Origin of the sequence: Veillonella parvula (genome assembly GCF_047241225.1) — a bacterium.
In the GTDB taxonomy this organism is placed as follows: Bacteria; Bacillota; Negativicutes; order Veillonellales; family Veillonellaceae; genus Veillonella; species Veillonella parvula_O.
The window spans coordinates 203,894-219,241 of record NZ_JBKTIE010000002.1 but is presented as its reverse complement, the minus strand read 5'-3'; the positions used below and the strand labels follow the sequence as shown (position 1 = coordinate 219,241).

General features: G+C 40.5%; 12 protein-coding genes. 10 read left to right on the top strand and 2 right to left on the bottom strand.

Annotated elements, in window-relative coordinates; genetic code table 11:
• Window position 1: 1 nt before the first annotated feature.
• The 10 genes from ACLRYO_RS04540 to cysK all read left to right on the top strand — a co-directional run bounded on the left by ACLRYO_RS04540 (window position 2) and on the right by cysK (window position 9,346).
• A complete protein-coding gene (locus tag ACLRYO_RS04540; protein WP_004695003.1) occupies window positions 2–778 on the top strand; it encodes an HAD family hydrolase in 777 nt (258 codons plus the stop codon).
• Between the two features lie 136 nt (window positions 779–914).
• The gene (locus tag ACLRYO_RS04535; protein WP_278457230.1) at window positions 915–1,823 is read left to right on the top strand and encodes a DUF3829 domain-containing protein; all 909 of its coding nucleotides are present in this window, start codon (window positions 915–917) and stop codon (window positions 1,821–1,823) included.
• Between the two features lie 212 nt (window positions 1,824–2,035).
• On the top strand, window positions 2,036–2,677 hold the full coding sequence (locus tag ACLRYO_RS04530; protein WP_295814937.1) for a peptidylprolyl isomerase: 642 nt from the start codon (window positions 2,036–2,038) through the stop codon (window positions 2,675–2,677).
• On the top strand, window positions 2,667–2,948 hold the full coding sequence (locus tag ACLRYO_RS04525) for a GIY-YIG nuclease family protein (RefSeq protein WP_278457227.1): 282 nt from the start codon (window positions 2,667–2,669) through the stop codon (window positions 2,946–2,948). Before ACLRYO_RS04530 ends, ACLRYO_RS04525 begins: the two co-directional genes overlap by 11 nt.
• 51 nt (window positions 2,949–2,999) lie before the next feature.
• Window positions 3,000–3,458 carry a DUF1934 domain-containing protein gene (locus tag ACLRYO_RS04520; RefSeq protein WP_278457226.1) on the top strand — a complete coding sequence of 153 codons (459 nt, stop codon included), beginning with the start codon at window positions 3,000–3,002 and terminating at the stop codon, window positions 3,456–3,458.
• Window positions 3,424–5,157, top strand: coding sequence for an arginine--tRNA ligase (gene argS / locus ACLRYO_RS04515; protein WP_278457224.1), 1,734 nt, complete (start codon window positions 3,424–3,426; stop codon window positions 5,155–5,157). Before ACLRYO_RS04520 ends, argS begins: the two co-directional genes overlap by 35 nt.
• Window positions 5,158–5,172: 15 nt before the next feature.
• Complete coding sequence (locus ACLRYO_RS04510) at window positions 5,173–6,783, top strand: CTP synthase (protein WP_278457222.1); 1,611 nt, start codon at window positions 5,173–5,175, stop codon at window positions 6,781–6,783.
• Window positions 6,784–7,003: 220 nt separating this feature from the next.
• A complete protein-coding gene (gene ahpC / locus ACLRYO_RS04505; RefSeq protein ID WP_004695016.1) occupies window positions 7,004–7,567 on the top strand; it encodes an alkyl hydroperoxide reductase subunit C in 564 nt (187 codons plus the stop codon).
• Window positions 7,568–7,944: 377 nt separating this feature from the next.
• Window positions 7,945–8,394: an RrF2 family transcriptional regulator gene (locus ACLRYO_RS04500; protein ID WP_278457220.1), complete on the top strand. Its 450-nt coding sequence runs from the start codon at window positions 7,945–7,947 to the stop codon at window positions 8,392–8,394.
• Window positions 8,395–8,410: 16 nt separating this feature from the next.
• Window positions 8,411–9,346, top strand: a complete 936-nt coding sequence (cysK, locus tag ACLRYO_RS04495; RefSeq protein ID WP_278457218.1) for a cysteine synthase A — start codon at window positions 8,411–8,413, stop codon at window positions 9,344–9,346.
• A gap of 193 nt (window positions 9,347–9,539) precedes the next feature.
• Here cysK and ACLRYO_RS04490 read toward each other — a convergent pair whose 3' ends face one another.
• Both ACLRYO_RS04490 and ACLRYO_RS04485 read right to left on the bottom strand, forming a co-directional pair.
• Window positions 9,540–12,854: a subtype B tannase gene (locus ACLRYO_RS04490; RefSeq protein WP_278457216.1), complete on the bottom strand. Its 3,315-nt coding sequence runs from the start codon at window positions 12,852–12,854 to the stop codon at window positions 9,540–9,542.
• A gap of 492 nt (window positions 12,855–13,346) precedes the next feature.
• Window positions 13,347–15,341: a fructose-specific PTS transporter subunit EIIC gene (locus ACLRYO_RS04485; RefSeq protein ID WP_278457215.1), complete on the bottom strand. Its 1,995-nt coding sequence runs from the start codon at window positions 15,339–15,341 to the stop codon at window positions 13,347–13,349.
• Window positions 15,342–15,348: the final 7 nt, after the last annotated feature.

Here is a 15,348-nt window from a genome sequence, read left to right as displayed (position 1 = left end):
TGTGGAGCAGAAGTTTTTCTTTTTCGATATCGATAATACCTTAGCTGTATGGCCTGAAGGTAAAATCCCTGAAAGTGCTCAATACAGTTTAGATGAGTTAAAGCGTCGTGGTCACCGTGTAGCCTTAGCAACTGGTCGTATTCAAGTGGATGCTAAGCGTTTCGCAGAGCAAGCAGGCCTTACTGATTTCGTAGCAGATGGTGGTCACAGTATCACTGTTAATAATGAATTGGTATCCATGATAGGTATGGATCGTGATGCATGTATTAAATATTTAGAGTATTTAGAATCACATAATATTCCTTGGGCCGTAACTGACCGTAATAAACTCGGTCGTATTACGCCGTATAAGGAAATTTTAGAGTGGCATCCAAATTGGGATGTATTTAAAACAACTGTAGACCCTAATTTTGACTTTCATAGTGTTGAAGAATTTTATAAGATATATGTGTTTTTCAAGGAAGGAGAGGAAGAGGAGAAGGATATCGAGCATATGACACATAAGCTCATTCGTTATGGTGATGGCTGTGTTCTATATGAGCCTATGGAAAAGGCGTTGGGTATTCGTAATATGCTTGAACACTTTGGAATGAAGCCAAATCAGGCTGTTGTATTTGGTGATGGGTATAATGATTTGTCTATGTTTAGGCCTGAGTGGCTAAATATTGCTATGGGTAATGCGCGCCCTGAATTAAAGGCAAAGGCTGATTATATTACTACAGACTGTGATAAAGATGGCATTTATAATGCGTGTAAGCATTTTAAATGGATTGATTAATTATCGCTAATTCCCCTAAGCCAGGTGAAGTTTATATGAAGATTTATTTTTGTAGCTGTGGCTACAGAATTGGTGTAGTATAGTTAGTATAATGCGCTTAGTTCAATATTCATGTGTTAAAAGGAGAAGAGAAGATATGAACAATAAACGCAGATTATTTTCAACTTTACTTTGTGTAGCGGCATTGACAGCAGGTTTATTTGTTTCTGGTTGCGGCAGTGATAAAGCGGGTGGCATTGGCTCCGTAGTATCCTCCGTAGTTGATGGCGGTAGCGATGAGAAAGCAGCTGCTAAGCTTAATACACTTATTGATGCAACAAATCGCTTCAATGGTGACAATGCAACTTGGGGTCAAAACTATGCAGATAGTTTGGCTAAATTAAAGGGTGGTTTCCAAGAAGGTGCTATTGGTCGTCAACCTCACTATGATACTTTAAAAGATGCTTTGGAAAAATCTAAAAAAGAAGGTTCTACATTTAAAGAAGTTGACACAGAACGCGATAATGTATTAAATATTCTTAATGAATTAGTACCAACATTCAAAGATTTGAAAGCTTATGATGACTCTAAAGCCTACATGAACGATGGTGGTGCTAAAGGTAAAGAACTAGCAGCTAAATACGTAGCACAAGTAGAAAAATTTGATGCAGCTTATGCGAAGTTCAATGATGCTCTTAACAAAGCTAACACTGAACAAACTAAGAAACAAATCGAAAAATTGAAAAAAGACGGTAAAAAAGGCTATGCAGCAGCAATGGAATCTACGCTTCGCTTGACTACTCTTGTAGAAAATGTAGAAAAAGCTCCTAAAAATGCAGACAAACAAGCTGTAGAAAAAGAACTTAATGAAATTCAAACATTGCTTAAGAGCATAAATAATGATCGTGGAGAAGTGCTTGTTAACTCTTATAACTCTGTAGTTGGTTCTGTACGTCAAGTACTTACTGATGCAAATGAAAATAATCTTAACGAAATGATTGAGAATTTCAATAATTATATTGAGTCTTATAATAATACAACTCCAGACCAATTTGACTCTAAATAATCAAATTAACTAAGTGATTAGTTGAGGCCTACAAAAACAGAGCTCCTTTGAAGCTCTGTTTTTTGTTGTTATATTATTTTTTTATATTTTTAATCTCAATAGCGCCATAATATGATATACTAAAAAAGAGCCGCTCATGGGTTGAGCGGTTTTTCTATGTAAATTTTAAATCTACATTTAGTTAAATATAATATTAGTATTTTGGGGGACATATGAACTGGAAACGCTTGGCTTTATGCGCAATGTTGGGGATTACAGTACTTGGTACAACAGCATGTGGTACAAAAAGTGGGGAGCAACCACAAGGTAATACTGTGAAAGCAGAAACCGTGGCGATGCCTAATTTTACGAATGCGCCGATTGCAGATGAATATGCTATTTTTGATACAAATTATGGTCAGTTTAAGGTTCGTTTGTTAGGCTCTAAAGCTCCGATTACGGTTAAAAACTTTGACTATCTTGTTAAAAAAGGCTTCTATAACGGTGTTACATTCCACCGTGTAATCGAAGGCTTTATGATTCAAGGTGGAGATCCTGATGGCACAGGTGCTGGTGGACCGGGCTATACAATTCCTGATGAATTCTCCAATGATTTACATTTCAATAAAATGGGCGTTCTTGCCATGGCAAACCGTGGCCCTAATACAGGAGGCTCTCAATTTTTCATTACCTTAGGTCCTACGGATTGGTTAGATAATAAACACACCATCTTTGGTACTGTAGTACAAGGTATGGATGTAGTTGAAAAAATTGGCAAGGTTAAGACTGGCCGCAATGATAAACCAGTTGAACCTGTAATTATCAATTCTATCACATTGGAACCAATCACTGATGATGCGAAAAATGGCAAATAAGGATGCTAAGTCTGAAGAACGGCACTATGTGTACTTGGTGCGATGTGCAGATGATTCTTTGTATTGTGGATGGACTACAGATCTTAAACGTCGAATAGATGCTCATAATGGACATATCTCAGGTGGTGCAAAGTATACGCGAGGACGTCGTCCTGTGACCTTAGTATATTCTGAAAGCTTTCATCAAAAACAAGAAGCACAACGCAGAGAATGTGCTATTAAACAGATGACGAAGACTAAGAAATTGGGACTCATTAAGGGTGCAAAATAGTCCTTGATTATGGTATAATATGATGATTAATTACTACCATGGAGGTTAAAAATGAAGCGGGTTCTAGTGTCCGTAAAGAGTGTACAACGAGATATGGATGGCAAGGATACCGTAGTGGAACTGATTTCCCCAGGTACGTCACATGAAAAGGGTAGTGCTCAATATGTGCGTTATGAAGAATCTAGTGTGACTGGATTGGATGGGGTTAAGACGACCATTAAAATCCATGATGATTCTATCGTGTTGCTTCGAACAGGGGCTGTCAATATGCGTCATCAATACGTCCGTGGTGAAGAACGCGAAGCCGTATATGAAACACCATATGGTGATTTACATATGGCTGTAAATACTCATGAATTAACAGTAGACTTTCATGATGGCGTAGGTCATGTTCATTTAGGATATGATATTTCCGTTGAAGGTGAATGGCAATTTTATAATCAGTTAGATATAGACGTGCGGGAGGATATAGAGCATGGACATGAAGGAAATCCTGAAATCGGGGATTGAACAGGCATTACAAGATACGATTAACAGCGGTGATTTGCCGGCTGGGGAATATCCAGAAATCGTTCTCGAAGTGCCACCTCAAAAGGAATTCGGTGATTTTTCTACAAACATCGCTATGCAATCCGCTCGTGTAGCTCGTCAAAATCCTCGAGCTATTGCTGAAGCTTTGATTAGTCATATGAACTTTGATTGGCTTGAACGTACTGAGGTTGCCGGCGCAGGTTTTATTAATTTCTTTTTGAAATCTGATATGGTGTACGATACGTTAAAAGCCATTTTGAATGCTAGTATTGAGTATGGTGTTCAACCATTGCGTGCGCGCGATACGATTCAAGTAGAGTACGTAAGTGCAAACCCTACAGGACCATTGCACGTAGGTCATGGTCGCGGTGCTGCGTACGGTAGTGCTCTTGTAAACTTGTTACGTGCAGCGGGTTATAATGTACAATCCGAGTACTATATCAATGATGCAGGTAATCAAATCGACAACATGGCTATTTCCATTGAGTACCGTTTCCAAGAGTTACAAGGTGCTACATTAGTATTCCCACCTAAACGCAATGAAGACGGTTCTATGCCTGAGTTTGATATTCCAGAAGGGGCTTTAGTGTTCCCTGAAAATGGCTATCGTGGCCCAGATATTATTGAAACAGCGAAAGCGATTGCAGAACGCGAAGGCTTTGATAAATTAAATGCTATGAACGAAGTAGATCGTGTAGCCTTGTTTAAGGAAGAGGGCTTAAAAGAAAAATTAGCTCGCTTAGAGGAAACATTAAGAAACTTCCGCGTTACGTTCGATAACTGGTTCTCTGAACGTACAGTTCATGAAACTGATGAGATTCATCATTCCGTAGAGGCATTAAAGGCCCTTGGCAAAGTTTATGAAAAAAACGGTGCTTTATGGTTAAAATCTACTGATTATGGTGATGATAAAGACCGCGTAGTTATTCGTGATAATGGGGTTCCTACGTATTTGGCGGCAGATATTGCATATCATCGCAATAAATATGACCGTGGTTTCAAAGAGATGATTGATATTTGGGGCGCTGACCATCATGGCTATGTATGTCGTGTAAAAGCGGCTATGGCGGCGTTTGGTTATGACCCTGATAAATTAACAGTATTGCTATTACAAATGGTAGCATTGTTCCGTGACGGACAACTTGTTAAATTGTCTAAACGTAGTGGTGATAGCGTTACATTAGATGAATTGATTGAAGAGGTTGGCGTAGATGCGTCTCGCTATTTCTTCTTGATGCGTTCCTTAGACAGCCAACTTGATTTCGATATTAACTTGGCAAAATCTCGCAGTAATGACAACCCAGTGTATTATATCCAATATGCTCATGCTCGTATTCACAGTATTTACAACCAAGTGCGTGAAGCTGGCATCGCATTTGGCGATTATAGTGAAACTGATTTCACAACGCTTACAAGTGAAATGGAATTAGAATTAATTAAGAAATTAGCTGAATATCCGGAAGAGGTCGTTCAAGCTGCTGAACATCGTGCACCTCATCGTATTGCTCGTTATCTATACGATTTGGCAAGTATGTTTCATTCATTCTACCGTCAAGGTCGTATCATTGGCGTAGATCCAGCATTACAACAAGCTCGTCTTGGATTAATTACAGCGATTGCCCTCGTTCTTTGTCAAGGCTTGGGTATTTTAGGTATTTCCGCTCCGGAAAAAATGTAATAGGTGGGAGGCATCATGGCAACTAAGTATATTTTCGTAACTGGCGGCGTTGTTTCTTCTCTTGGGAAGGGAATTACAGCAGCATCTTTGGGTCGTTTACTAAAAAACCGCGGTTTCAATGTAACGATTCAAAAATTTGACCCATACATTAATATCGATCCGGGTACGATGAGCCCTTACCAACATGGTGAAGTATTTGTAACAGATGACGGCGCTGAAACTGACCTTGATTTGGGCCATTATGAACGCTTTATCGATATTAACCTTAGTAAACGTTCCAATATTACAGCTGGTAAAGTATATTGGTCTGTAATCAATAAAGAACGCAAAGGTGATTACCTAGGTAGCACTGTACAAGTAATTCCACATATTACAAATGAAATTAAACAAAATGTTTACCGTGTAGGTAAAGAGGATAATGCTGATGTAGTTATCACTGAAATCGGCGGTACTGTAGGTGATATTGAAAGCTTGCCATTTATGGAAGCTATTCGCCAGGTGAAAAAAGAAGTAGGTCGTAACGATGTACTTTACATTCACGTTACGTTGGTGCCTTACATCAATGCCGCAGGCGAGTTGAAAACAAAACCTACACAACATAGTGTAAAAGAATTGCGTAGCATCGGTATTCAACCAGATATTTTGGTATGTCGTAGTGAGAAACATATCTCTGATGATATGAAAGAAAAACTTGCTTTGTTCTGTGACGTAGAACCTGAAGCAGTTATTGAAAATCAAACCTGTAGCTCTATCTATGAAGTGCCATTGATGATGCAAGAGCAAGGTCTTGACGATATTGTTATCAAAAAGTTAGGTCTTGAAGATCGTCCATGTGATATGACTGCATGGAAAGAAATGGTTCATAAGATTTTGAATCCTAATAAAGATATTACAGTTGCTATTGTTGGTAAATATGTAGCGTTGCATGATGCGTATTTATCCGTAGTTGAAGCTCTAGATCATGCTGGTATTGCTACGGGTACTAAAGTGAATATTCGTTGGATTGACTCCGAAGAACTTGATGATACATCTGTAGATCCTAAAGAGGTATTTGAAGGTGTTGAAGGTATCATCGTGCCTGGTGGCTTTGGTTCCCGTGGTGTAGAAGGTAAAATCCGCACAATCCAATACGCTCGTGAAAACAATATTCCATATCTTGGCCTATGCCTTGGCATGCAATCTGCAGTAATGGAATTTGCTCGTAACGTATGTGGCATGGAAGGAGCAACCTCTAGCGAATTCGATGAAAATGCTAAATACAAAGTAATTGACTTGATGAGTGATCAAGTTGATGTAGATAAAAAAGGCGGTACAATGCGCCTAGGTATCTATCCATGCAAAGTGGAAGCCGGTACGAAAACTCACGAAGCTTATGGGGAAGATTTGATTTATGAACGTCATCGTCATCGCTATGAGTTCAACAATGAATACCGTCAACAATTGACCGATGCAGGTCTTGTAATTTCTGGTACATCTCCAGATGGCCGTCTTGTTGAAAGTATTGAAGTAAAAAATCATCCATTCTTCATTGGTACACAAGCACATCCAGAACTTAAGTCTCGTCCAAATAATGCACACCCATTATTCCGTGGTTTCGTAGATGCAATTTTAGAACTAAAAAAATAGTACGTAAAAAGAAGAAAGATGCTCAGAAATGAGCATCTTTCTTCTTTTTTTGCTTACATCGAAAAAAGTTGGAAAAATATATCGATAAATTTAAAAATAACGCTTGCAATATTGAATGATATTTGTTATTATATAGACAAAGATAGATATAAATATGGTGCTAAGTACACCAATGTAAATATATTCGTTAAATATGGAACTCAAATAAGGAGGACATAACATGTCTATTATTGGTAAACAACTTCCTGAATTTACACTTGATGCTTTCAAAAAACCTGAATTGGTAAAAGTTAGCACTGCAGACGTGTTGGGTAAATGGTCTGTATTCGTATTCTATCCAGCAGACTTCACATTCGTATGCCCTACTGAGTTGGAAGACGTACAAAACTCCTATGCAGAGTTGAAAGAATTGGGTTGCGAAGTTTACTCCGTATCTTGTGATTCCGAATTCGTTCACAAAGCATGGTCTGATGCTTCTCCAAGCATCAATAAGATCGAGTATTACATGTTAGCTGATAAAAAACATGAATTGGCTGATTTCTTCGATGTATTCCAAGAAGAATCTGCTATGGCTTACCGTGGTACATTCGTAGTAGATCCAGAAGGCTTCGTGCGTACAGCAGAAATTCATGATATGGGTATCGGCCGTTCCGCTGAAGAATTGGTTCGTAAAGTACAAGCTGCTCAATTCGTAGCTAAACATGGCGATCAAGTGTGCCCTGCACGTTGGAAACCAGGTAAAGACACTTTGAAACCAGGTCTTGATCTTGTAGGTAAAATCTAATTAAGAAACTTATACTTAAATGCTAGAGTAATCTAGACAACTCCTCAAATGACATAAACACGGGCGCGCATCGTTTTCCTGACGATACGGTAAGTCCCAATACCAGATGAACCCTCTCCAATTCATCATGGTAAACCTCATATAACAAACTACAAACTATACGCAAAAGGACTGGCCTTCGGGCTGGTCCTTTTGTGTTGTTAATATCCCTTTATAAAAGTAGGAAATAAGTTCTTGCATTTTTATAGTGAGTGGTCTATAATGAAATTAATTCCTATTAATATGAAAGGTTTTATAAATAGCTTTATAAATATAATATAAGCACTTTTTAATATGGGTGTGTTTAACACTAACGTTTACAAAGAAAGGCAAGATATATGAGGATTTCCACAAAAGGTCGTTATGCATTGATGGTTCTCATCGATTTGGCAGAGCAAGGTCAAGATAAACCAGTTTCCTTGCGATCTGTGGCAGAACGACAAGGCATATCTGAAAAATACCTAGAAGGTATCGTAGCTCGTTTAGGCGCTGCTAACCTAGTGGATAGTATCCGCGGTAAATATGGCGGATATCGATTGTCTAAAAACCCTAAGGAGTACACAATTATTGAAATATTGCTTGCTACTGAGGAATCGATGGCTATCATATCTACTCTTGATGAAGGGGTGAGTACTGATACAGTAATCAACGAACGCACCGTTGGTTTCTGGGCAGGCTTACAAAACTATATTCATGATTATTTAGAAAACGTAACCCTACAAGATGTAATTGATGGGACTTACGCTAAACTTGATACAAAATATGATAATTGGGATGGTTCTATTTAATTAAGGAGTGACCACTATGTCTAAAATTGCTAAATCTTTTGTTGAATTAATCGGTAAAACACCATTATTGGCAGCTACACGTTTTGGTGCTAAATTTGGTGCAGAAGCAAATATTTTTGCTAAATTGGAATACTTTAACCCAGGTGGATCTGTAAAAGATCGTATCGCAGCAGCAATCATTCAAGCGGCTGTTGAGTCTGGTGAATTACAACCAGGTGGTACAATTGTAGAAGCTACATCTGGTAATACAGGTATTGGCTTATCTGCTGTAGGTGCTGCGCTTGGCTATAAAGTTGTAATCGTAATGCCTGAAACAATGTCCATTGAACGCCGTAAATTAATGCTTGGTTATGGCGCTCAGCTCGTATTGACTGACGGTTCTCTTGGTATGAAAGGCGCTATTGCAAAAGCTAAGGAAATCGTAACGGCTACAGCTGGTGCTATTGAAGCAGGTCAGTTCGTAAATCAAGCTAATCCTGCAATTCACTACAGAACAACTGGCCCTGAAATCTGGCAAGATACTGATGGTACCGTAGATATCTACGTATCTGGTGTTGGTACAGGCGGTACGTTGACAGGTGCAGGTCGTTACTTAAAAGAACAAAACCCTGATGTACATGTGGTTGCCGTAGAACCAGCAGATTCTCCTGTATTATCTAATGGTAAACCAGGCCCTCATAAAATCCAAGGCTTAGGTGCTGGCTTCATTCCAGATACATTGGATACTAACATTTACGATGAAGTAATCCAAGTTTCTAACGAGGATGCTTTTGCTACATCTCAAGCTTTTGGTCACACAGAAGGCGTATTGGTAGGTATTTCCTCTGGTGCTGCGCTTTGGGCGGCTCAAGAATTGGCAAAACGCCCTGAAAATAAAGGTAAAAATATTGTAGTAATTCTCCCTGATACAGGCGAACGCTACTTATCTACAGCTTTATTCCCTGAAGTGTAATAGAATATGATTGGTGAAAGTAGTGAACATGCTTTCCTAATATAGCAAAGCCCCTCATTAGAGGGGCTTTTTCTGGCTTTACACAGCAAAAGTTTATTTTAGGGATACTTAATTTGACATAAAGAAAATTGGCATAATGTAAAAGGAGCTACTAGGTAGCTCCTTTTATGTTATGGTAAGTATTTAATTGTAATTATCTACCGTTTTTAACGATATTGTCCATCCAGTTGAATAATTCATCTAGATCATAGTCACCAGAGTGGTCTACATCAAATGGTGTTGCCATATCCACTTGGTATCCAAGGTTCTGAGCACGTGTCCCTACAATTAATGGAATAGCTATGGATGTATTGCTATCAGCTGTGCCATAGCGGATACGATAGAACTGCGCATTTGTCGCTGCTGGGGAACCTAGATAGTTCATTGGGTTCATCATAGTAACAATTTTAGCATTTTCTACGTATACATTTTGGTTAGATGTTGTATCGTGTAAAGCTGCAGTAATTGTAAAGTGATTGTTATCTGTTGTACTTGTACCAAATAAGTTGTTCTCGCCAGAGTCATTAGAACGGGAGTCGAATGCACCTGGTGCTTTAGAACGGCTTACAAATTGGTTGTAAGCTTCCCAGTTAATATCTTTAATAGCTCCGGTTTTATTATCTCTTACAAGGTATGTATGTTTAGATAAATCAGTACCTTTAGCTTGTGCTTTATTAGCTGCATCAATAATAAACGCTTTCACATAATTTTTGAAAGTACCATTACCATTCTTATCTAATTTTAAGACACGCCCCATGGAGTCATGTAATTGTAAATTATTTACGTATTCAGGGAAGTGTTCACTTAGTAAGTTGGAGTATGCTACATCATCAGCATTCAAGTTTACACGTTGTATTGTGCGTTGAGGTGGAGCAGCGTTACCACCTACATTAGCTTGAGGCAATTCGCCTTGACCCATCGTTACTTTGTTGAAGGAGGTAATACCTTTATAGCTCCATTCATAAGCCATATCTGCCGCATCAAGGTTAGTGATAGGGCAGTACGCAGAAACTGCGTATATATTCGTTGCCGCTGTAGCCGCGCCTAATGCTTGTAAATACGGTTGGAAGTCGGAACTGTTACCCGCAGCGCCTTGTAACAAGGATACCGCACCGCCAGCGCTTGTACCATTTGTGATAATGCGGTTTGCATTACCTGGCATAGCGGAATCGTTGGCGTGTAAGTAGGCTGTAGCCGCTTGTAAGTCAACGATTACTGCAGGAGCCTTACCGATGAAGTTGCCATCGGAAGCTTTATTGGTACGACCACGTGTAGCAGGGGAAGCTACTACATAACCACGGGATAATGCGTAAAGAACACTGTTAGGTTTACCATTTTCCATTTTTGGAGTCATAGCTTGACTTGGCATATAACCGCCTACCGCATTTGGCATGAAGATAGGGGCTGTTTGGGTGTTGTAACCGTTGATAGTGCCGTTGTTGAAATATTCCTCTGGTACATAAATGTTCATGTATTGCTGATCTATGTCGATTGGATTAGCCACGTAAGGGATATACTCGAAGGCGCGATATTTGATTTCCTTATTATCTACTGTCGAAGACATAGATTCGTAATTTTTCGCGTCAAAGGCAAGGCTAATTTTTGCAGATGCATTGGCTTGCAATGGTGGATCCATTGGTTGGGAAAGAATATTTTTCTCTTCTGTTACAGGAGAGCCTTTTGTAGAGGCTGTATTACGAGCATCTACATAAGATTGCGGTAATTTGCTCTCTTGAACTTGTCTAGTCTCAGCTTCAGATTTAGCTTTTGCCTCAGCTTGAGCCTTAGCAGCAGCGTCTGCTTCGGCTTTAGCTTTTGCTTCGGCCTCAGCTTGAGCTTTAGCAGCAGCGTCTGCATCTGCTTTAGCCTTAGCTTTGGCTTCAGCTTCAGCTTGTGCTTTGGCTGCAGCCTCAGCTTCTTCTTTTGCTAGTTGTTCAGCTGCTAAACGTTCTTGCTCTTCTTGGATTGCAGCTTGTCTTGCGAGTTCTGTTTGTTTAGCAGCAATACGTTCTTGTTCAGCTTTAATGGCTGCTTCGCGTTCAGTTCTAGCTTTTTCAGCAGCGATACGTTCTTGTTCAGCTTTTAACGCTGCTTGGCGTTGCGCTTCGGCTTGTATAGTCGCAATACGTTCTTGTTCAGCTTTTAAAGCCGCTTGTCGTTCGGCTTCGGCTTTAGCGGCAGCTTCGGCACGTTGGCGAGCTGCTTCTTCAGCGGCTAAGCGTTCTTCTTCGGCTTGTTGAGCGAGGATGCGTTCACGTTCCGCTTTTAAAGCAGCTTGACGTTGTGCTTCAGCTTGTTGAGCAGCGATACGCTCTTGCTCCGCTTTTAGAGCTGCTTGGCGTTGCGCCTCAGCTTGCTCGGCTGCGATACGTTGTTGTTCAGCTTGTTGAGCTGCAATACGTTCTTGTTCTGCTTTTAGAGCTGCTTGGCGTTGTGCCTCGGCTTGTTGAGCAGCTAAATGCTCTTGATTTGCTTGTTGCTCAGCAATACGGCGTTGTTCCTCTTGGATACGGATGCGTTCCAGCTCTGCCGCTTGACGGCGTTCTTCTGCAATACGCGCTTGCTCAGCTTGTTGAGCCGCGATACGTTCCTGTTCAGCACGTAAAGCCGCTTGTCGTTGAGCCTCGGCTTGCTGAGCTACCACACGTTCTTGTTCCGCCCGCAAAGCTGCTTGTCGTTGGGCTTCTGCTTGTTGTTGAGCTTGTAGTGCTGCTTGACGTTGAGCTTCAACTTGTTTTTGAGCGAGTTGTTGTTGATCAACTTGTGATATATTTTCTTGTTTAGCTGCTTCTTCCGCGGCTAGTTGAGCTAAACGCTCACGCTCAGCACGTTGAATATCGCGAATTGTAAGTCTTTGTTTGGCTACCACGGCTTTTGTTACTGTAGTATTAGATACAGTTAATGGCGCTATGGATTCTTGTTGAATCACAACAGGCGTACGCTGCACTTGTGTAGTTTGTACTTGTTGCTTACCATCTACTGGTTTCTCTACAGTAACAGGTTCAGTTTTTCGCTGTACATTTATCAAGCTGTGCATTGCTAATGTAGGTTCCATGACAGCCTTTGTATCTTTATTGACAACATACTGAGGTTGAGGTTGAACCTGTTGTTGAGATTGCATTGGTACTACTTGTTGTGGTACTGCTTGCAATGGTGTAACTTGTTGAGTTTGTACAGGGCTAACGGTTGCTGGTTGCATCACGTAGGATGGTTGAGGTTGTGCCATCGGTGGTGTTTGTTGTTGTACAACGGTGGACGGTTGTGGTGTAGTTGGTAAGACTGGCTGAGTTGCCATTGGTTTCACGACTGGAGTTGCTACACTTGTAGTACTCTGTGTCGTTGATTCAGCACTGGTACTCGTACCTACTAAATCATTCATGTTAAGTGTAGGCTCTGCATGGGCAACACCACCCAACGCAGCTGCGGCAAGAAATGCAGCAGTAACCTTACAATTTTTGGATGACTTCATGAATTAGCTCTCCGAACTAGATTTCTAATAATAATTTATAATTTTAAAGTTAATTAATATTTATATAGTTTAACATAAATCGATGTAATTGTACAATTTTGAGGATTTGCTTCCACTTTTGAAAGTAGTTTTGATAATGAATTATAAAATAATATTAATTATTTTTGAATATTAGAAAAGGACTAGAGCACGTATATTTTTGAACTATACCTCCTAAATTATGTCCAATTTTAGGTTAGTTCAGAACACGTACATTCTAGTCCTTTTACTATATCTACTGGTGTGACACTTGCTTTCACCATCGATAAGAGTCATTAATCAATTAGTCGCTAAATGTTAACTATTAGTTACTATCCGCTAATCGTCGAAACTCGTCATAAACAATCAACAATCAATAATCAATAATCAATAATCTATGAATCCTCAATCATAAATAATCAATGATCAGCCATCAATTATATATAAGCTATAATGGCTGGTTAATTTTATGATCTATTTAGCGATACTATTTTTTAAACTTGGCTTTACAAGTGCTAAGATGAAGCAAGCCACAATGGAACCGATTGCGATGGATGCAAGGTAAAGAAGTGGATTACCAATTGTTGGTACTACGAAGATACCGCCATGTGGAGCGCGTAGTGTGCATTCGAAGAACATGGATAATGCACCAGCTGTACCAGCACCGATGATGCAAGCTGGCAATACGCGAACTGGATCAGCAGCTGCAAATGGAATAGCCCCTTCTGTGATGAAGGAAAGGCCCATGATGTAGTTTGTGATACCAGATTTACGTTCAGCCTCTGTGAAACGGCTAGGGAAGAATGTAGTACAAAGAGCGATTGCCAATGGAGGAACCATACCGCCTGCCATTACCGCTGCCATGATACCGTATTCACCAGTCGCAAGTGCACCTGTGCCGATAACATAAGCCGCTTTGTTTACAGGGCCGCCCATATCAACGGACATCATAGCACCAAAGATAAGACCTAACAATACGCGGCTAGTTGTGCCCATGGATTGCAAGGAGTCCATTAACCAGTGGTTAAGTGCGGATACAGGAGGATTGATGATAAAGGTAATAGCGATACCGATGAACAATACGCCAAGTACAGGGTAGAAGAGAACCGGTTTTGTACCTTCTAATGCTTGAGGCAAACCAGATACTAATTTCTTAACTAATAATACCAAATAACCTGCTGCGAAACCGGCAATCAATGCACCGAGGAAACCAGAGCCGCCTTGGTTAGCTAATAAGCCGCCAACGAAACCAGCCACAAGACCTGGACGGTCCGCAATACTCATAGCGATGTAACCCGCTAATACTGGTAACATGAAGCCAAAGGACGCGCCACCAATTTGCATTAAGAAAGCCGCAAGAGGTGTACCGGAACCAAAGTTTTTAGGATTCGCTGGATCGAATACGTCGAATAAGAAGGCGAGGGCAATCAAGATACCACCACCGATAACAAATGGTAACATGTGAGATACACCGTTCATCAAATGTTTGTAGATTTGGCGACCGAAGTTATCTGCCGCATCGAATGCACCTACTGCGCCATTTTTGTCGGATTGGGAAGCGTGATATACAGGTGCTGTACCAGCCATAGCTTCACGCAATAATTCTTCAGCTTTATTAATGCCATTCGCTACCTTAGTTTGAATCATAGGTTTACCGTCAAAGCGTGCCATTTCTACTTGGCGATCGGAAGCTACGATAATACATTTAGCATGTGCAATTTCTTCAGCTGTAAGAGCGTCTTTAACGCCAGAAGCACCGTTTTTTTCGACCTTTAAGGAAATACCCATTTCCTTAGCCTTACGTTCTAAAGATTCAGCAGCCATATAGGTGTGTGCGATGCCAGTAGGACAGCCTGTAACAGCTAATACATCATAATGCGGGTTATCTACAGAAATCTTAGGTGCAACCTTTTCAATTGCTTCTGCAGCCTTCGCTTCGATAGCACCAGTAATACTGGTTGCTTTTTGATCCTCTGCTGTTTTGATAAACCCTTCTACAGATGGATCAAAGTTGCCTTGCTCTTTAGCTGTTACGAGTTCCAAGAAACGTTCTATAGTTGGAGCTGCGATGAGGGCTTCTTTGAAATCAGGGTCGATTACCATCGTTGCTAACTGACTCAATACCTCTACATGAGTGTCAGCCGCGCCTTCTGGAGCAGCAATCATAAAGAATAGGCGAGATGGTTGACCATCAAGTGCTTCGAAATCCACACCGTTAGGCACGACCATAGCAGCGAGGCCTGGTTCTTTTACTCCTGCAGATTTAGCATGTGGTGTGGCAATACCGTCGCCAAGGCCTGTAGAACCAGACTCTTCACGAGCGAAGACAGCTTTTAAATATTCTGCCTTGTCTGTCAAATAGCCTCCTTTGTCCATCAATTCACCTAAGGTGTAAATGGCGTCAGCTTTTGTGACAGGATCTGCATTCAGTAGGATAGATTGAGGTTTTAATAGATCAGTGATTTTCATATGTGTA